General features: G+C 68.2%; 19 protein-coding genes and 2 pseudogenes. 15 read left to right on the top strand and 6 right to left on the bottom strand.

Annotated features, from left to right (window positions below):
• A partial coding sequence (locus DM816_RS21935; RefSeq protein ID WP_117212216.1) for a glycoside hydrolase family 5 protein occupies positions 1-1,238 on the bottom strand: 1,238 nt, incomplete at its 3' end.
• 231 nt (positions 1,239-1,469) lie between these two features.
• On the opposite strand from DM816_RS21935, the gene DM816_RS21930 reads away from it, so the two are divergent.
• The 3 genes and pseudogenes from DM816_RS21930 (at position 1,470) to DM816_RS21920 (ending at position 2,386) form a co-directional block, all read left to right on the top strand.
• Positions 1,470-1,907 (top strand): DUF3592 domain-containing protein, encoded by a 438-nt coding sequence (locus DM816_RS21930; protein ID WP_117212211.1) that lies wholly within the window; start codon positions 1,470-1,472, stop codon positions 1,905-1,907.
• 111 nt (positions 1,908-2,018) lie between these two features.
• Positions 2,019-2,108 (top strand): annotated as a pseudogene (locus DM816_RS21925) (insulinase family protein); the annotation flags it as partial.
• Positions 2,109-2,128: 20 nt separating this feature from the next.
• Complete coding sequence (locus tag DM816_RS21920; protein ID WP_117212209.1) at positions 2,129-2,386, top strand: hypothetical protein; 258 nt, start codon at positions 2,129-2,131, stop codon at positions 2,384-2,386.
• Between the two features lie 14 nt (positions 2,387-2,400).
• Here DM816_RS21920 and DM816_RS21915 read toward each other — a convergent pair whose 3' ends face one another.
• A complete protein-coding gene (locus DM816_RS21915; RefSeq protein ID WP_117212208.1) occupies positions 2,401-3,072 on the bottom strand; it encodes a FadR/GntR family transcriptional regulator in 672 nt (223 codons plus the stop codon).
• 146 nt (positions 3,073-3,218) lie between these two features.
• Between DM816_RS21915 and DM816_RS21910 the strand changes: the two genes are divergently transcribed.
• Together DM816_RS21910 and DM816_RS21905 are read left to right on the top strand one after the other, a co-directional pair.
• Positions 3,219-4,547 carry an enolase C-terminal domain-like protein gene (locus DM816_RS21910; protein ID WP_117212207.1) on the top strand — a complete coding sequence of 443 codons (1,329 nt, stop codon included), beginning with the start codon at positions 3,219-3,221 and terminating at the stop codon, positions 4,545-4,547.
• Positions 4,548-4,550: 3 nt separating this feature from the next.
• Complete coding sequence (locus DM816_RS21905) at positions 4,551-4,877, top strand: L-rhamnose mutarotase (RefSeq protein ID WP_117212206.1); 327 nt, start codon at positions 4,551-4,553, stop codon at positions 4,875-4,877.
• 58 nt (positions 4,878-4,935) lie between these two features.
• Here DM816_RS21905 and DM816_RS21900 read toward each other — a convergent pair whose 3' ends face one another.
• Positions 4,936-5,883 carry a GlxA family transcriptional regulator gene (locus DM816_RS21900; protein ID WP_117212205.1) on the bottom strand — a complete coding sequence of 316 codons (948 nt, stop codon included), beginning with the start codon at positions 5,881-5,883 and terminating at the stop codon, positions 4,936-4,938.
• A gap of 71 nt (positions 5,884-5,954) precedes the next feature.
• Between DM816_RS21900 and DM816_RS21895 the strand changes: the two genes are divergently transcribed.
• Positions 5,955-6,710 carry an MBL fold metallo-hydrolase gene (locus DM816_RS21895; protein ID WP_117212204.1) on the top strand — a complete coding sequence of 252 codons (756 nt, stop codon included), beginning with the start codon at positions 5,955-5,957 and terminating at the stop codon, positions 6,708-6,710.
• Positions 6,711-6,761: 51 nt separating this feature from the next.
• Here the strand turns inward: DM816_RS21895 and DM816_RS21890 are convergent, their stop codons facing one another.
• Entirely contained in the window at positions 6,762-8,264 is a 1,503-nt protein-coding gene (locus DM816_RS21890; protein ID WP_117212203.1) for an alpha/beta hydrolase, read from the bottom strand.
• Between the two features lie 93 nt (positions 8,265-8,357).
• Between DM816_RS21890 and DM816_RS21885 the strand changes: the two genes are divergently transcribed.
• The 8 genes and pseudogenes from DM816_RS21885 to DM816_RS21845 all read left to right on the top strand — a co-directional run bounded on the left by DM816_RS21885 (position 8,358) and on the right by DM816_RS21845 (position 15,460).
• Positions 8,358-8,822, top strand: coding sequence for a helix-turn-helix transcriptional regulator (locus DM816_RS21885; protein ID WP_342768739.1), 465 nt, complete (start codon positions 8,358-8,360; stop codon positions 8,820-8,822).
• Positions 8,823-8,832: 10 nt separating this feature from the next.
• Entirely contained in the window at positions 8,833-9,261 is a 429-nt protein-coding gene (locus DM816_RS21880; protein ID WP_117212214.1) for a VOC family protein, read from the top strand.
• Positions 9,262-9,636: 375 nt separating this feature from the next.
• Positions 9,637-10,302 carry a thiaminase II/PqqC family protein gene (locus DM816_RS21875; protein WP_117212202.1) on the top strand — a complete coding sequence of 222 codons (666 nt, stop codon included), beginning with the start codon at positions 9,637-9,639 and terminating at the stop codon, positions 10,300-10,302.
• Positions 10,299-11,606 carry a pyrroloquinoline quinone biosynthesis protein PqqE gene (gene pqqE, locus DM816_RS21870; RefSeq protein WP_117212201.1) on the top strand — a complete coding sequence of 436 codons (1,308 nt, stop codon included), beginning with the start codon at positions 10,299-10,301 and terminating at the stop codon, positions 11,604-11,606. The genes DM816_RS21875 and pqqE overlap by 4 nt, the downstream gene beginning before the upstream one ends.
• Positions 11,603-12,400 (top strand): pyrroloquinoline quinone biosynthesis protein PqqB, encoded by a 798-nt coding sequence (gene pqqB / locus DM816_RS21865; protein WP_117212200.1) that lies wholly within the window; start codon positions 11,603-11,605, stop codon positions 12,398-12,400. The genes pqqE and pqqB overlap by 4 nt, the downstream gene beginning before the upstream one ends.
• Before the next feature lie 441 nt (positions 12,401-12,841).
• Positions 12,842-13,774 (top strand): annotated as a pseudogene (locus DM816_RS21855) (glycoside hydrolase family 5 protein); the annotation flags it as partial.
• Positions 13,775-13,865: 91 nt separating this feature from the next.
• Positions 13,866-14,243 carry a hypothetical protein gene (locus DM816_RS21850; RefSeq protein WP_162907690.1) on the top strand — a complete coding sequence of 126 codons (378 nt, stop codon included), beginning with the start codon at positions 13,866-13,868 and terminating at the stop codon, positions 14,241-14,243.
• On the top strand, positions 14,240-15,460 hold the full coding sequence (locus tag DM816_RS21845; RefSeq protein ID WP_117212198.1) for a hypothetical protein: 1,221 nt from the start codon (positions 14,240-14,242) through the stop codon (positions 15,458-15,460). The genes DM816_RS21850 and DM816_RS21845 overlap by 4 nt, the downstream gene beginning before the upstream one ends.
• On the opposite strand, the gene DM816_RS21840 is transcribed toward DM816_RS21845, so the two are convergent.
• A complete protein-coding gene (locus DM816_RS21840) occupies positions 15,431-15,841 on the bottom strand; it encodes an SRPBCC family protein (RefSeq protein ID WP_117212197.1) in 411 nt (136 codons plus the stop codon). The two genes, DM816_RS21845 and DM816_RS21840, sit on opposite strands and share 30 nt — an antisense overlap.
• Positions 15,838-16,164, bottom strand: coding sequence for an ArsR/SmtB family transcription factor (locus DM816_RS21835; protein WP_246002107.1), 327 nt, complete (start codon positions 16,162-16,164; stop codon positions 15,838-15,840). The genes DM816_RS21840 and DM816_RS21835 overlap by 4 nt, the downstream gene beginning before the upstream one ends.
• A 17-nt stretch (positions 16,165-16,181) precedes the next feature.
• Between DM816_RS21835 and DM816_RS21830 the strand changes: the two genes are divergently transcribed.
• Entirely contained in the window at positions 16,182-17,171 is a 990-nt protein-coding gene (locus DM816_RS21830) for a hypothetical protein (RefSeq protein WP_211588798.1), read from the top strand.
• The last annotated feature ends 103 nt before the right edge of the window (positions 17,172-17,274 follow it).

Here is a 17,274-nt window from a genome sequence, read left to right as displayed (position 1 = left end):
TTGGTGTTGGATGCGGTGACGCGGTAGCAGTAGCTGGTGTTGGCCGACAGTCCGGTGTTGGTGAAGGTGGTTGTGGTGCTGGTGCCGACCTGGGCGAAGCTGCTGCTGGTGCTGCACGCGCCGTTGGCGCGCTGGATCTGGTATTGCGTGGCGCCGGTTGAGGCCGTCCACGACAGCGACGCCGAGCTGGACGTCGTGCCCGTCACCGCGAGGTTGGCCGGTGCGGCAGGCGGGTTGCCGCCGGGGCCGCAACCGGTGAACACCGTGGCGCACCGGGCAGTCGCCTGCACGCCGTTGGGGCCGGTGAACACGCGCTGCCCCCACGCGGTCAGCCGGCTGGGGTCGAAGGCGGTCGCCTGATCCAGGATGGGGTCGGTGTTGCCGCTGTATGACCACGCGAGCCAGCCGATGCCGCGCGCCTGCGCCTCGGCCATGATGGTGTCCTCGTCGACGTTCTGGCCGTTGTGCACATGGCCGAACTCGCCGACGATCAGCGGCAGGTTCATCTGCGCAAACGCGTCCAGGTAGGTGGTGATCGCCGACGCGGTCCCGTACACCTCATACATGTGGACGGAGAAGAGCGTGTTGCGCAGCGAGTCGGCGTTCCACACCGTCTGCGCGTTGGAGCGCATGGTGTTGGACCAGTCCTGTCCCCAGTTGGGGGCGTCCACGACCAGCGTGTGGGTGAAGCCGAGGGTGCGCATGCGCTGCACCGCGTTGACCGTGGCCGTCGTCCACTGCGCGGGGTTGTTGTTGCCGATCGGCTCGTTGCCGATATTGATGAGGACGTACGCCTCCTGGCCGATCAGCGAGCTGCGGATGCTGTCCCAATAGGTGACAGCCTGGTCCAAGGTGGCCGCGCCGCTCTGCTCGCCGAAGCCGGTCGTGTCGTGCAGCTCCAGCATGCAGATCAGCCGGTTGGCCTTGCACAGGCTGATGACATTGGCGACGTCGCCGGCCGTGCTCGTGCCCCAGCCGCGGTGGCCGCTGCCGAGCACCACCCGGACCGCGTTGGAGCCCAGCCCGGCGAGCTCGGCGAACGACGCCGTCTCGGCCTGGAACCAGACGTGCGGGTGGCTGGTGCCGCGCATGATGAACACGTTGCCGTTGGCGTCCACCAGGTTGCGCCCGCTGATGTGGAAGCCGTTGTGGTCCGCGTGCGCCGAGGGCGCGAACGTGAGCAGGGAGGCGATGAGCGCGGTGATCGCCGTCCCGATCAAGGTTAACCGGGTCTTCATTGTTCAATGCACCTCATGGGTGTTATGGGGTCGAGGACGTGCCGCACCTGCCCGGGTGGTCGGCCCATGACCTCGCGGCGGACGCATGCTCCCGATATCGACGGCCGCGCGCGGGTACACCTAAGGCAAGCACTTAACCGGTTCGGTTGGCAAGTCATTGATGGATACATCGCGGTGAACGTCCGGACGGCCGATGCTCACGGCCGGGGTCCGGATCGTACTGTCCGGGGCATGGGAGACAACCCCGCCCCGATCCACCTGGCCCGCCGCTTCGCGTTCGTCGCGATTGGACTGGTGGGCCTGATCTTCCTGGTGATCGGGGGGTGGCTGCTGCTCAGCCTCGCTTGGGTACCGGCCACCGGGACGGTCGGCGCGTGCCAGACGCACAACGTGCGCACCGGCACCAGTCCGACCAGCAAGCGTACCGAGCACGTGTGCCAGGTGACGTGGGAAGCTGACGGCGGCACCCACCGCGCTTCGGTCAACCTCGGCACGGACGACGTCGCGCCCGGCCAGACCGTCGAGCTTCGCGTCAACGGCGACGACGCCGTCGTGGCCACGCCCGCGTGGCTCGGCGCGGCCACCGCCGCCGCCGGCGCGGCCCTGATCGCGGTGGCCGCGATCCTCATGCTGCGCGCCCGCCGCCGGATCAGGGGCATGACGGCGTGAGCAGATGCCCTGTGCTCTCGCGGTGACCTCAGCGCCACCCCTTCCGCCGGTCAAGCTGGATCCGGCCGCCGCACACCCGGAAATCGGCGAGCTGCATGACGCGCTGGCCCGATGGCGGCGGGCCTGGTCTTCCGGGTCGGGCAGGCCGACGAAACCCTTGCCACGCATGGGATCAGTCATCTGGTGGAGCACCTGGCGCTGCGGTCACCCCGGCCGGTGCCGTGACCGTCCACTTTGCCGAGTGCGCGGCCAGAATCGAGTGGCCGGACGGCGCACGCAGGCTGATTGGGCTCGACGGCATGGCGATTCAAATAGAGCCGACGATGTACCGAGTGGGCCCGCACACCATCGCCGCGATCGACGCCGCCGTGGACCCGGCCGTGGTCGTGCGCATGCCTGCCCGGAGTCCTGAGGAGATCCCCCAGTCGACCCACCGTCCGAAGACGACAGTGCTCAAACGCCTGCTGCGCCGGGGCTGACGCAACGGGCACGCCTATAGCGCGCGGCGCAGCCAGTCTTCGACGCCCGCGACGTGCACGGCGGCCCAGGAGCGGGCGACCTCGGAGTTGCGGGACTCGATCGCCTGGTGGATGGCGCGGTGCTGCTCCCGCGTGCGGGTGGTCGCGCCCTCCTCGGTGAGCCCGCGCCACACCCGCGCCCGCAGGGTGGGCGCCGACAGGCTGTCGATGAGTGACGCGAGGACCGGGTTGCCCGAGCCGACCGCAATCCGGCGGTGGAACTCCAGGTCTGCCTCGATGAGCTCGGTGATGTCGTTGGCGTTGTCCATGCGCTCCAGCAGCTCTCCTAATTGGAGGATGCCTGCGGCGTCCATGCGCTGCGCGGCCATGGCCGTGGCCGCGGGTTCGAGGATGCGGCGCACCTCCAGCAGCGCCAGCACGCTGTCGTCGCGGTGAAAGTCGAGCACGAACCCGACGGTGTCGAGCAGGACCTCCGGCTGCAGGCTGGTCACATAGGTCCCGTCGCCCTGGCGCACGTCGAGCACGCGGATCAGCGACAGCGCCTTGACCGCCTCGCGCAGCGAGTTGCGCGACAGACCGAGGCGCTCGGCGAGGTCGACCTCCTTGGGCAGCCGGTCGCCCGGCCGTAACTCGCCGTTGACGATCATCTCCTTGATCCGCTCGATCGCCTCGTCCGTTAGCGCCATGGGCAAAGGATAGGCGAGCGGGCCGTCGTCATATACATTGGATGTCTGACGAAGGTCCGCATCCCGACGGGTGGTTCTGTCTGTGGTATATGACCAAATACGGCAGCCCTCCCTGAGTGATCGCTCAGAGACATAGGATGTAACCAGTGCTGCAGATTGTTGGGATCGACCTACACGACATACGTTTCCCCACTTCAATCGGGTTGCACGGGTCCGACGCGATGAACACCGACCCCGACTACTCCGCCGCCTATGTGGTGCTGCGCACCGGAACTCCTTTGGAGGGTCACGGTTTCGCGTTCACGATCGGGCGCGGCAACGAGGTGGTCTGCGCGGCCATCCGGGCGCTTGAGCCGTACCTCATCGGGCTTGAAGTGGAGGCGGTTGCCGCGGATCTCGGCGAATTCGGCAAGCGCCTGACCCACGACTCGCAGCTGCGCTGGCTCGGCCCGGAGAAGGGCGTGATGCACCTGGCGGCGGCGGCCGTCATCAACGCCATGTGGGACCTGGCCGGACGGCTCGCGGGCAAGCCGGTGTGGCGCCTGCTGTCGGAGATGTCGCCCGAGCAGATCGTGGACCTGGTGGACTGGCGCTACATCGAGGACGCGCTCACCCCGGCCGAGGCGACCGACCTGCTCGCCGCGCTCGAACCGGGCCGCGCGCAACGCATCGCCCTGCTGGAGAAGGGCGGCTATCCCGCATACACCACCTCGCCCGGCTGGCTGGGCTACGACGACGAGACCGTCATCCGGCTCTCGCGGCAGGCGGTCGAGCGCGGGTTCGGCCAGATCAAACTGAAGGTCGGCGCGGACCTGGAGGACGATCTGCGCCGATTCCGGGCCGCGCGCGAGGCGGTCGGCCCGGGTGTGCGCATCGCCGTGGACGCCAACCAGCGTTGGGGTGTGCATGAGGCGATTGAGTGGACCCGCGCGCTGCTGCCCTATGACCCGTGGTGGGTGGAGGAGCCGACCAGTCCCGACGATGTGCTCGGGCACGCCGCCATCCGCCGGGCCGTGGCGCCGGTCCGGGTCGCGACCGGTGAGCACGTCGCCAACCGGGTCGTGTTCAAGCAACTGTTGCAGGCGGGCGCGGTCGACGTGGTGCAGATCGACGCGTGCCGGGTCGCCGGGGTCACCGAAAACGTGGCGATCCTGTTGCTGGCGGCCAAGTTCGGTGTGCCGGTGTGCCCGCACGCGGGCGGGGTCGGGCTGTGCGAGGTGGTCCAGCATCTGGCCATGTTCGATTACGTGGCGGTGTCGGGCTCGCTGACGGACCGGGCGCTCGAATATGTGGACCACCTGCACGAGCACTTCGTGCACCCGGTCGTCATCCGGGACGGGCACTACCTGGCCCCGCAGGAGCCCGGCTTCTCCGGGCAGATGCGGCCGGAATCCATTGCCTCCTACCGGTTCCCCGATGGGCCGGCCTGGACCGCATCGTCAACGGGTCTGACCGACGGGGCCACGAAGGGATAGGCAATGCAAACCATCGCGCTGCACACGAGACTCAAGCCCGGCATGGAGGCTTCTTACGATGCCGAGCATGCCGTCATACCGTCCGATCTGGAGGCGGCGCTGCGCGAGGCGGGCGTCAAGTCGTGGCGCATCTGGCGCAGCGGGCGGGATCTGTTTCACCTGGTGGAGGTCGACGACTATCGGGCGATGCGCGCCTTCCTGGGGGACCACCCGGCCAACATCCCGTGGCAGGCCCAGATGGCCCGGCTGCTGGAGGTCGAGGACGACTACTCGGGCAACGACTCCGGCATCCCGCTCGTGTGGGCCCTCCCGCCCGGCGCAGTGGCTTGATCGCCGTCACCTCTTCGCTCCAGCGTGACAACGATCAACCGACGGCATCGCGGCGCGACTAGCGTTCGCGGAAGTCGGCGCGGTGGCGTTGCGGGGTGGTGCCGAGGGTCTGGCGGAAGTGGTGGCGCAGGGTCGCGGCGGTGGCGAAGCCGCTTTCGGCGGCGACCCGCTCGACGCCGAAAGCGGTGGTTTCCAGCAGGATGCGGGCCCGGTCGAGGCGCTGATTCAGCAGCCATTGACCGCAGCTGGCCCCCGTGCGCGCCCGGAAGTTGCGGGTGAAGGTGCGCCGGGACATCGCCGCCACTCGTGCCCACTCGTCGAGCGAGACAGGGCGGTCGAGGTGGGCGCGGGCCCAGACCATCGCCCGCTCGATGGGGTCGTCACCGTCCATTGCGGACACGGGTGCCTGGATGAATTGTGCCTGCGACCCGCTGCGGTGCGGTGCGACCACGATGGCCCGCGCCACGCGGGCGGCCGGCTCGGCGCCGCACTCGCGGCGTACCAGATGAAGGCAGCAATCCAGAGCAGCGGCCGTGCCCGCCGACGTGAGCACGTCGCCATGGTCGGACCACAGCACATCGGCCCGCACCTGCACGTGGGGAAAGCGTGACGCCATGCGTGCGGCCCAGCCCCAGTGGGTCACCAGCTCCCGCCCGTCGGCCAGGCCGGACGCCGCCACCACATATGACCCCAGGCACAGCCCAACAATCACGGCGCCCCGGGCGTGCGCGGCCCGAATCGCCGACAGCAGAACGGAATCCGGCTCGCGCGGCGGGTCCCAGCTCGGGATGATCACGAAATCGGCCGTGTCAAGCACGTCCAACCCGTGGGCGATGTCGAGCGCGAAGCCGGCGTTGGTGGCGACCCGGCCGGGCCGCTGCGCGCACACGGTCACGTCGAACAGGGCCGGCCATCCCTCGAACCGCTCGCCGAGCACCATGCAGGGCACGGACAGGTGGAACGGGCTGATGCCGTCGAAGACCACGACGGCCACACTACGGGCCATGGCCCAATGTTAACGAACAACGTCCTGCGGGCCAGTGGCTGGGCCCCGCCCGCCGTGGAAACGTCGAGCACATGAAGCTGACGCATATCGGGGGACCGACCGCGCTGTTCGAGCTAGGCGGGGTGAGGTTCCTCACCGATCCGACGTTCGACGATCCCGGGGAGTACCCGTTTCGCCCCGGCCTTGTCCTGCGCAAGCTCACCGGGCCCGCCCTGCGGCCACCCGAGCTGGGCCCGATCGACGTCGTCCTGCTCTCGCACGACCAGCACCCCGACAACCTGGACCACAGCGGCCGTGCCTTGCTGCCCGATACGAAGGCCGTGCTGTCCACAGTGGACGCCCCCGAGCGGCTCCCGGGCGTCATCGGCCTGTCACCGTGGCAGGCGTGGCCCGTGCCCGGCAGCGACCTGACCGTCACCGCGGTCCCGGCCCGCCACGGCCCGCCCGGATGCGAGCCGGTCACCGGGTTCGTCACCGGCTTCGTGGTCGAAGGCCCAGGCGTGCCAACGGTTTACGTCTCCGGCGACAACGCGGGCGTCGATCTCGTCGAGCAGATCGCGCAAAGGTTCACCATCGACGTGGCCGTGCTGTTCGCCGGCGCGGTGCGCACGGCCAACCTCGACGAAGCGGGCTCGCCGCTCACGCTCACCGTCGACGACGCGGTCACGGTCGCACGCCTGCTCGACCGAGCGGTGATCGTGCCCGTCCACACCGAGGGCTGGGCCCATTTCACCCAGACCCCGCAGGACATGGCGGCCGGGTTTGCCGCCGCGGGCTTGGACCGGCTGCGCATGCCCGTGCCCGGCAAGGCGATCGCGCTGCCATAGCGAAGCGCCGGGAGCCGCGCAGGCTCCCGGCGCACGTGTCTCGTCAATGCCCTACCAGCGAGGCGCGGTGGGCACCTTGACTCCGCCTAGCGCGCCGAACGAATCCGGTGGCGGCACCGCCGGGCAGTGCGTGTCGCGCGGCGGGGTCCGCCGCGTGAACAGATAGGTGTCGACTGCGCCGGTCACGCAGGAGCTGCCGGCGAAGTAGGCCCCGTGACCCCAGCCGTCGTAGTGCAGCAGCACGAACGACCGGCTCTGGCTGGCGGCATTGGTCGCCCACTGATAGGGGGTGGCCGGGTCGAACCGGCTGTTGACCATCAGGATGGGCTGCTTGCTGCGCACACGCAGCACGTGTTGCGGGTTGGTGGTGCGGTCGGGCCAGCCCTGGCACGCGGTCGTGGCGAGCTCGCCCAACGGCGAGCTCTCGACCGTGGGTGCGACCGTGCGCTGCAGCACGGCCCGGTATGCGGCCAGCTCGTAGTAGTTACGCAGCGGGAGCCGCCAGTCCTGGCAGAACACCGCCTGGAACGGGTCGGCGACGGTCTCCTGCCGCAGCCCGAACGGTCCGGCGTCGGCCGTGCCGGTGGACTGCAGGAGCGCGTACGCCTGGGCGAGGCTGCGCCAGCTCGGCCCGTAGAACGAGCCGAACGTCCGGAACCGGAAGTCCAATGCGGACACCGGTGTGCCGTCCGGCAGCTTCAGCTCGCCGCGCTCGGCCCGGGCGAGCAGTTCGCGGTAGACCGCCCGCGCGTCCTGACCGGCCAGTGGCGAGTCGGGCGTGCGCTCGTTCCACTTCGCGAACTCCTCGTAACTCTCCTCGAACCCGACCGTCTCGGTGCGCATGAAGTGGAACGCCGTGGGCAGGCTGTGGTCCATGTTGCTGTCGAGAACCAGCGCGCGGACGCGGTCGGGGAACAGCTCGGCATACATCTGGCCCATCAGCGTGCCGTAGGACACGCCGTAATAGGTGAGCTTCGAGTCGCCGACGGCGGCCCGGATGGCGTCGATGTCGCGGGCGACGCTGACGCTGTCGACGAAGTCGAACACCGGCCCGCTCAGCGCCCGGCAACTCTCGCCGTAACGCCGGTTGTGGTCGACCATCTGTTCGAACTCGGCCTGGTTTTGCGGCTCGACCGGGAACTGCTCCTCCGAGATCGCGCGATCGCAAAGGATCGGGCTGCTTTGGCCGACCCCCCGCGGGTCGAATCCCACGATGTCGAAGCGGCGCGCCACATCGTCGGACAGGAACTGGGTCTGCTTGACCAGCCCGGCCCCCGCGCCCCCGGGCCCGCCCGGGTTGACGACGATCGAGCCGATCCGCTCGGCGGGCACGGCCGCCTTGCGCCTGGCAAGTGCGAGATCGATGGTCGGGCCTCCAGGTCGCGACCAGTCGACCGGCACGGTCAGCGTCCCGCACTCCACACCGGGAGCGTCGGGACAGGGCTGCCAATCGATCGCGCTGCGAGGCCCGGCAGCCTGTGCCGGGCCGGTGGCGATGATGATGGCGGTGGAGATGGTGGCGGCTGCGGTGAGCACCGCCAAGGCACGTCGCATATGTTCTAAACCTCCCCGTAGAACCGACAGTTGCCTGAAGCCCCAACCATAGACGTCCATCGCAAGGCGCCGTTGGCCCCTAAGCTAGGCATCGTGCGGGTGAGGCGGCGCGTGCCGGTGGAGATATTGGCGCACCTGCGCCGGGCCCGCGACCACATCGACCGGCACTATCCGGAGGAACTCGACCTCGATGCGCTCGCCAAGGTGGCGCGGCTGTCCAAGTTCCACTTCGTGCGCAGCTTCGAGGCGGCATACGGCGAGACGCCCATCCGCTACCTGACCCGGCGGCGCATTGAGCGGGCGCAGGATCTGCTGCGCTCGGCCAACCTCACCATCACCGAGATCTGCATGATGGTCGGGTTCGCCAGCCTCGGGTCGTTCTCTTCGCGGTTCACCCAACTGGTGGGGGAGACCCCGACCGCCTACCGGGACCGGTGGGCCGCGCGCGGCGGGCCCTATGTGCCGGGCTGCTGGCTGTTCATGCGGGGGGTGTCCGACCCGCGCGGCACGGCCACCCCGCGCAATTTGGGAGAAGCCCAGGCCGACCACCCCGGCTAACGTGACCTACATGATCACAAACGTTTCGCTTGTCACCGTTTACTGCCTCGACCAGACGCAGGCCCGCGACTTCTACGTCGACGTGCTCGGCTTCGAGCCCGCGACCGATATCACGATGGGCGAGGGCTTCCGCTGGGTGACCGCCAAGCACCCCAACCAGCCTGAGCTGGAGGTCACCTTCATGCTCCCCGGCCCACCCCTGTCCGACGAGATGGCCGCCGTGATCCGGCGCCAGCTGGAGCAGGGCCAGATGGGCGGGCTGGGCCTGGACGTGGATGACTGCCACAAGACCTATCAGGAGCTGTCGGCCAAGGGAGTCACCTTCGTGCAGGAGCCGTCCGACCGCCCGTACGGCGTTGAGGCGGTCATGCGCGACGTCTCCGGCAACTGGCTGGTGCTCGTGGAGAAGAAGGACTACACACCCGCAGACTTCGCCTGATCGGGGGTGCCCTGCCCACCCTGGGCAGGGCACGGCCTTCCTTGACCCTTGATGGCCCCGCTCGTCAGGCCCTGCACGAACACACCTATCACCCCGCGCGCCGGGCGGTAAAGCGGCAGATGATCAGGAAGAGACGCGGAGCTCGCCTGCGGGATGGGGAGAGACCAACTTCCATATTTCCGGGTGTTCGCTTATTGTGGGGAACGACAGTTAGACAGGTTGACTAACTGTTCAGGCATCCGACGAAAGGAGATGTCATGAAGAAGAAGGAATGGCGCAAGCCCGAGGTGTCCACAGTGGAGTGCCGGCCCGAGGTGACCGCCTACTCCGGTGACATCGGACGTCCACTGCCGGTCGCGGGCAAGTAGCCGAGCCATGCAGGCGCTGGACCGCACGGCGTTCACCGACGCCCTGCTCGCCCAAGGCGAGCGGTACTGGGATAAGCACCCCTTTAACGTACGACTCCAGGCCGGCGGATGCACGCCGGAAGAGGTGCGCACATGGGTCGCCAATCGCTGGTACTACCAGTCGCGCCTGTCCCAGAAGAACGCTGCGATCATCGCCAACTGCCCGGTCCCTGAAATCCGGGTGCGCTGGGTTCAGCGCCTGTCCTTCCAGGACGAGGGTGGGCTGGCCGATTGGCTGGTCCTCGTCAAGGCCGTGGGCCTCACCCCCGAGGACATAGCCCAGCCGTTGCTGGGGGTGAGGTTCGCGGTCGACGCCTATGTGCAGTTCTGCAAGAGCAACAGCTGGGTGATCGGTGCGGCCGCCGCGCTGACCGAGCTGTTCGCGCCCGACCACATGGCGGACCGGGTCAAGGCATGGCGCACGCACTATCCGTGGATCGCAGAAGAGGGATACGCCTACTTCGAAAACCGCATCCCGGTCGTGCGCTCGGACTCCGCATACACGCTCGATCTCGTCGCCGACCACTGCCTGACCCGGCAGGACCAGGAGGCCGCGATCGCCGCGCTGCGCTTCAAGTGTGACGTGCTGTGGGCGATGACCGATGCTATCGAGCATGCCGGATTCCGGCGATGACGCTGCAAGCGGGTGTCAGGTTCGCCTTCGACGAGGCACGGCAGGCGCATGTGCTGCTGCGGCCAGAGGGTGTCCAGGTGCTCAACGAGACTGCGGCCGCCGTCGTGCGGACCGGCGGCGACCTCGCGCTCCTGCGGGAGGAGTTCGAAGGCGTTGAGGCGGAAGACATCCGCCCCATCGTGGCGGAGCTCGGTGTCCAGCCCGGACAGCTGGAGCCATGGGTGATGAAAGGCGGCGCCCATCCCGACCCGATGCCGTTCGGGTTGTTGGCCGAGCTCACCTATCGCTGCCCGCTGCACTGTCCATATTGCTCAAACCCCGTCGATTTGAAGGGTGTCGAGCTTGACACGGGCTCGTGGCTGCGCGTGCTCGACGAGGCCCGCGAGCTGGGTGTGCTGCAGCTGCACCTGTCCGGCGGGGAACCGTTGGCGCGCAAGGACCTGGCCGGCATCACCAAACACGCACGGGAGCTGGGCCTGTACACCAACCTTGTCACCAGCGGCATCGGGCTCAGCGCGCAACGGCTCGACGAGCTCGCCGCCGGCGGTCTCGACCACGTCCAGCTGTCCATTCAGGACTCCCGCGCCGACGAGGCGGACGCCGTCGCGGGCATCCGGGCGCACGAGCGCAAGAAGGCCGTCGCCCAGCTCGTGACCGATGCGGGCCTTCCCTTCTCCATCAACGTCGTGCTGCACCGGCACAACGTGGCCCGCGTGACCGAGATCGCGCAGCTGGCCGTGGACCTTGGCGCGCAGCGGCTGGAGCTCGCCCACACACAGTACTACGGCTGGGGCCTGCTCAACCGGGCCGCCCTGCTGCCCGATCGCGAGCAGGTGGCCCAAGCCGACGCGGCGGCCGCCGAATTCATCGCGGCGCACAGGGAAGTCGAGATTGTCTATGTGCGGCCGGACTATTACGACGGCGTGCCCAAGCCGTGCATGAACGGCTGGGCGACCAGGCAGCTGGTGGTCAACCCGCTCGGTGAGGTGATGCCGTGCCCGGCCGCGTCGGTGATCCCGGACCTCGACCGGCCGAGCGTGCTCGACAACTCCCTTTTCGATATCTGGTACCACTCAAGCGCCTTCAATCGTTTCCGGGGCACGGAGTGGATGAGCGACCCGTGCCGCAGCTGCCCGCGCAAGGACATCGACTTCGGTGGCTGCCGGTGCCAGGCGTTCCAGCTCACCGGTGACGCCGCCGCCACCGATCCGGCGTGCGCCCTGTCCCCGCGGCACGACGTCGTCACCTCGCTCGTCGGCGCCGCCGCACCCCCGGCGCCACTGCGAATGCGACGGGTCCGATGAGGGTGCGCGTCCTCGGGACCGCGGCAGGCGGCGGTTCACCCCAATGGAACTGTGCTTGCCAGCAGTGCGGGCATGCGCGGTCGAGCGGGACGCACCGCTCGCAAGACTCGGTCGCCGTGTCGGGCAACGGCTCCGACTGGTATCTGCTCAACGCTTCCCCCGATATTCGCACGCAGATCCTGAGCACACTCGAGCTCACTCCAGGCCCCGCAACGCGCGAGACGCCACTGCGTGGCGTGCTGCTCACCGACGCCGAACTCGACCACGTGCTGGGCCTGTTCCAGCTGCGCGAGGCGGCGACGCTCGACGTGTACGCGACCGCGGCGGTGCTCGGCGCGCTCGACGGCCCGCTGCCCGTGCGACGCGTCGTCGACCCGTACGGCCGGGGATGGGGCTGGCACGCGGTCACGGACGAGTTCGAACTCAAGGGCGGGCTTACCGTGCGACCGTTTCCCTTGGGAGACAAGAAGCCCCGTTATGCGTCCGATCGCGACGGTGATGGCTGGGTCGTCGGCTACCGCATCGGGGATTTCGTGTATGCGCCGTGCTTCGCGCAGTGGACCGACTCGCTTGACGAGGCGCTCGACGGAGCCCGTGTGGCGCTCATCGACGGCACGTTCCTCGCCGCCGACGAGATGCCCGATGTCAAGGGCCATCTGTCCATCCACGACTCCGCATCGCACGTGGCGTGCCACCCGGGCGTGCGGTTCCTCTACACCCATCTGAACAACACCAACCCCCTCCTGTCGGGCGGGTTTGCGTACCCCGTCGCGACGGAAATGGAAGTTCTGTAAGAGGACAACCCGCGCCATCACCCGATCACGGAAAGGACGCCCTCATGAGAGGACGAAGCAGAGTCGTTGCTGTGCTTGTTTCGGTGGCGATAGTCCTAATTGGATCAACCGGATCCGCAGAGGCCGCGCCGACCCGCTATGAGGCCGAAACCGCTCCGGCACAATGCGACGGCACGATCGACTCCAACCACGCCGGCTTCACCGGCACCGGATTCGTCAACGGCGACAACGCCGTTGTCGGACAACGTGGGTGTCGCCGGATATCGCGTCTTCCAAGACGGGACGCAGCGTGCCACCACCCAGGGAACGAGCCTGAGCGTGACCGGCCTGCGCCCGGCGACCGGCTACACGTTTGCCGTCAGCGCGTTGGACGCGGCGGGCAACGAGTCGGCGCGCGGCGGCCCCGTCACGTGCACCACGCAGTCCGGTGGCACCGGGATGCCCGTTGCCATCAACGGCCAACTGCGCGTGTGCGGGGTGAACCTCTGCAACCAGTACAACCGGCCGATCCAGTTGCGTGGCATGTCGTCGCACGGGCTGCAGTGGTACCACCGGTGCCTCAACACGGCCTCATTGGACGCGCTCGCCAACGACTGGAACGCGGACGTGCTCCGGATATCGATGTACATCCAGGAGGGTGGGTACGAGACCGACCCGAGGCTGTTCACGGACCGGGTACACCACCTGATTGAAATGGCGACGGCACGGGGCATGTATGCGATCGTGGACTGGCACATGCTCTCGCCCGGTGATCCGAACTTCAATTTGTCACGGGCGAGGACGTTCTTCACCGAAATCGCCAACCGGCACAAGAACAAGGTGAACATCCTCTACGAGGTGGCCAACGAGCCCAACGGCGTGTCGTGGTCGACGATCCGCAACTATCACCACGCGATCATCCCGACCATCCGGGCAGAGGACGCCGACGCCGTGATCCTGCTCGGGACGCGGGCCTGGTCCTCGCTCGGCGTGTCGGACGGTGCGAGCGAGACCGAGATCATCAACAGCCCGGTGAACGCGACCAACATCATGTACACGTTCCACTTCTACGCGGCCTCGCACGGCACGGAATACCTCAACGCGCTCTCCCGCGCCGCCGATCGCATCCCGATGTTCGTCACGGAATTTGGCACACAGACCGCGTCGGGTGACGGCTCCAACAACTTCACCCGCTCGCAGCAGTACCTCGACCTGATGGCGCAAAAGAAGGTCAGCTGGGTGAACTGGAACTACTCCGACGACTCCCGTTCGGGGGCCGTGTTCACCGGCGGGACCTGCCCGAGCGGGCCGTTCGCCGGCACGAGCAGGCTCAAGGCCGCGGGCGTCTGGGTGCGCGACCGCATCCGTACCCCCGATGATTTCCCCACGGGTTAGCCGAAAAGTCAGGGGCGGGACCGAACGGTCCCGCCCCTTTGGTCCGAAAGTTGATATTTAAGGGTATTGATTCGCCCGGTATTATGCATGCGTGACAGGCGTGACCGGATTGACGGTGGATGGCAAACAGTTGCTTGCGGTGGCTGAGGAACTGGTGCGGGTTCTCGTGGAGCTGCGCGACAACGTGCGGCGCGACGGCGGCATCTTCGAGTCCACGATAGAGAGTGTTCCCTTCGGCGAGCGGAACCCCAGCGGTTACGTTTACGATCTCCGGCTGCAGGCTCAGGAGGCGGTGGGCAGGGCCCGGGTCAACCTGTTGATCCAGGCCGGTGTGGTGCAGAAGCTGCTCGATGGCATCGCGGCGGTGGCCAGGGAATACGGTGGTGCGGACAAGGCGGCCATGGAGCGGTTCGACAAGCTCATGGCAACGTTGTCGGAGGTTTCGGAAAGGCCGGTTGAGCAGGCGTGAGAGACGACAAGGACGAAGACCGCGAGGCCCAGGACGACAGCAAGCACAACAAGGATCGCGACGACGACAAGCTGCCCGGCCGCGACGAGAATCCCGAGGTGGTCATCGTCGAGGCGGTGCTCGGCGGGCTGGTCGTCCAGCAACGCGAGCCGGTCAGCTGGGAGCTGGACTGGCGGGCCTACGACGTGCCGCGCATCTGGTCCATTTTGGAGGCCGAGGACACAGAGAAGGCCTCGCAAATGGGGATGGCGTTCAACCTGGCCGCGCAATACGTGCGAAACGCCAGCGACGACCTGACCCGCGCGGCCGGGATGCTGGCCGAGGCGTGGACCGGCACGGAGGCGGCCGATGCGGCAAACGCCCAGCTGCGCGAGGTGATCCAGGCGTTCCAGCGGGACGAGGAGGCGCATGCCGCCGCGGCCTACGACATCGACCGCATCGTCAACCGCATCGCCGAGACCAAGACGCGGGTGCAGCCGATCATGGAGCGGTGGATGGGCCTGGCCGACGTCGCCATGGACCCCACGCTCGGCCCGATGTTCACCGAGATCATCGATTCGGAGGCCAAGCAGGCCGACGCCGAGGCGCGCAATCAAATGTTCCAGATGGAGCAGGATCTGTCGGCGCAGCAGGTGACCTCCGTGCCCGAATACCGGCCCACCTCGCCGCCCACATTGGAGCAGGTGCAAAAGACCGGGCTGCCGGTGGACCAGGCCGACCTCAAGACCGACATGCTGTACCAGCCGCCCCCGCCCCTGCCGGGTGTGGCTCCGGTGGTCGGCGAGCTGACCGACTCGCCGCGCCTGGCCGGGATCGTGCCGCGGGCCGTGGCCGGGGGCGATGGGCCCGGCTCGATGGTGCCGCTGTCGCCTGGACACCCGATGGCGCCCAACGGCGGTGCCTACGTGCTCGGCAGTGGCACGGTGGTGTCCCGGCCGACGTCCACGCCCGCTGCCGACGCCGCGGCGAGCGCGCGTCCGGTCGGGGCCGGCATGATGGGCATGGGCGGCATGATCGGAGGCATGGGCGCGCCCGGCGGCGGTGCCGGCGGGGCTGCGGGCAGCGGCAAGGCGGACACCGAGTGGGAGATCATGCGCGGCGTCGGCCCGGTGATCGGGTTGTCGCAGACCGCGCCGCCGTCGAAGGCCAGGGGCAGCTTGGAAGACTTCGACGGGTGGTATGCGGCGCTAGCCATGCCCTGGAAGAAGACCAGGTGAGCGCGTGAGATAGCCGGGGAGCCGGTCGAGGCAGTCGTTCCAGCCCTTTTCGTGGTTGTCGATGTGCGGCTCGTGCACCAGGCGAAGCTCGGTGTGGTCGCCAACGGGCGTGAGCTCGATGGTGACCACGGTTTCGTCATCTTCGCCGTCCCAGCGCCAGGTGAACACGAGCCGCCGCGGCGGCTCGAACTCCAGGTAGCGGCCGCTGACGGCCATGGCCGGATGCTGTGCCTCGATGCGATATCCGTCGTCGATTTTTATCCTGGTACCGAATGAGGCCGGCCAAAACCACGCGGCCAGCGCGTCGGCTGTGGTCAGGGCGGCCCACACCGCCTCGGGCGGCGCGGGCAGCAGGCGGGTGATCCGCACGGCGTCTGTCATGGCGTTTCCTTTACTAGATAGTCGTGCAGGGCGTCGACCCGCTCGGTCCAGAAGCGCTCGTGGCGCGAGAGCCAGTCGGCGGCCTCTCGCAGGGGTCGCGGGTTGAGCGAACAGATCTGGTGCCGGCCGCGGCGGGTGCGGGTCAGCAGGCCCGCTCTCTCAAGCACGGCAAGGTGTTTGCTTATCGCTGGGAGGGTCATGGAGTGTGGCTCGGCGAGCTGCCCGGCGGTCAGGGACGGGACGCGCGCCAGATCGGCGAGCATGGCGCGGCGCGTGGGGTCGGCCAGGGCGGCGAACACCTCGTTCAGCTGACTCTTAACCACACGGTAAAGTATTGCACGTGTCTTCCGAATGGCTAGAGGTCCGCGCTTATGCGATGAGACACCGGCACGAGCTGTCGGCGGTCGCGGCATCCTCCTATCCGGGTGCTCTGCGGGTGGCGGGGACTCCGCTGCTTTCGACCCCCGCTTGGCTGCCTTCGCGGCCAGTGGATTTGCGTGCCGTCGAGCTGCGCCGGACGGATCGGCCGTTCGAGGGTGTGGTGCCGCCCGAGCCCCGATATTCGGCCGTGCTCAAGGAGCTGGCCCCGCCCGCGGTGTTCGAAAACCGGCCCACGCATCGGTTGCGCGGGGCGGAGTTGGCCAGCGGCACGCCGTGGCTGTCGTTCAGTGACGGGTCCTATTTCGACGGTGCCGATGTGGGCGAGCTGGCGGCGCACGAGCTGGCGGCTTCGCTGCTTGCGAAGGATGCGGGCACGCGCATCCGGGAGCAGGTCGGCGACCCGTGCGACCTGACCCGGCGCCCGGCCAACATGGCGATCAGTGTGCTGACGTTGCGGCTTTCGGCCGGTGGAGAGGCGAGCTTCCCGCTGCACTGGCGCGACCCGGCGAAGGTCGGGCATGCGGGCGGGCTCTACATGGTCGTGCCGGTGGGCGTGTTCCAAGAGCCCGGGTTTTCCCTGTGGGACAGCATGGTGCGCGAGTTCGCCGAGGAGCTGCTCGGCGCGGCCGAGGGTGACACCGATTACGCCGCCCTGCCGTTCGCCCGTGCGCTCGATGACGGCACTGCTCGGGCCTATTGCCTCGGGCTGGGCGTGGACCCACTCACGTTCGCCACCGACCTGATGGTCGCGGTGGTCATCGAGGCGCAACAATACGACGAATGGTTCGGCGCCATGGTCGACACCAACGAGGAAGGCCGGCTCATCCGACGGGTCGACTTCACGGCCGCCGAGATCGAACGCTACACCGAGCACGAGCCCATGCAGGCCGCCGGCGCCGCCCAGCTCCGCCTCGCCTGGCAGGTGCGGGAGCATCTGATTTCGCGTTAATCTGGTCGACGTCAAATTACGCCTCGTGGGCCAGGAGACGTGGATCCGGGGGTGCGGCAGGTGACCGGGGCCGGCCGGCCCATCCCGCCTGGGTGAGCTGGGG

Source organism: Allorhizocola rhizosphaerae (assembly GCF_003426775.1).
Classification (GTDB): Bacteria; Actinomycetota; Actinomycetes; order Mycobacteriales; family Micromonosporaceae; genus Allorhizocola; species Allorhizocola rhizosphaerae.
This window is presented reverse-complemented; position numbering and strand designations above follow the sequence as displayed.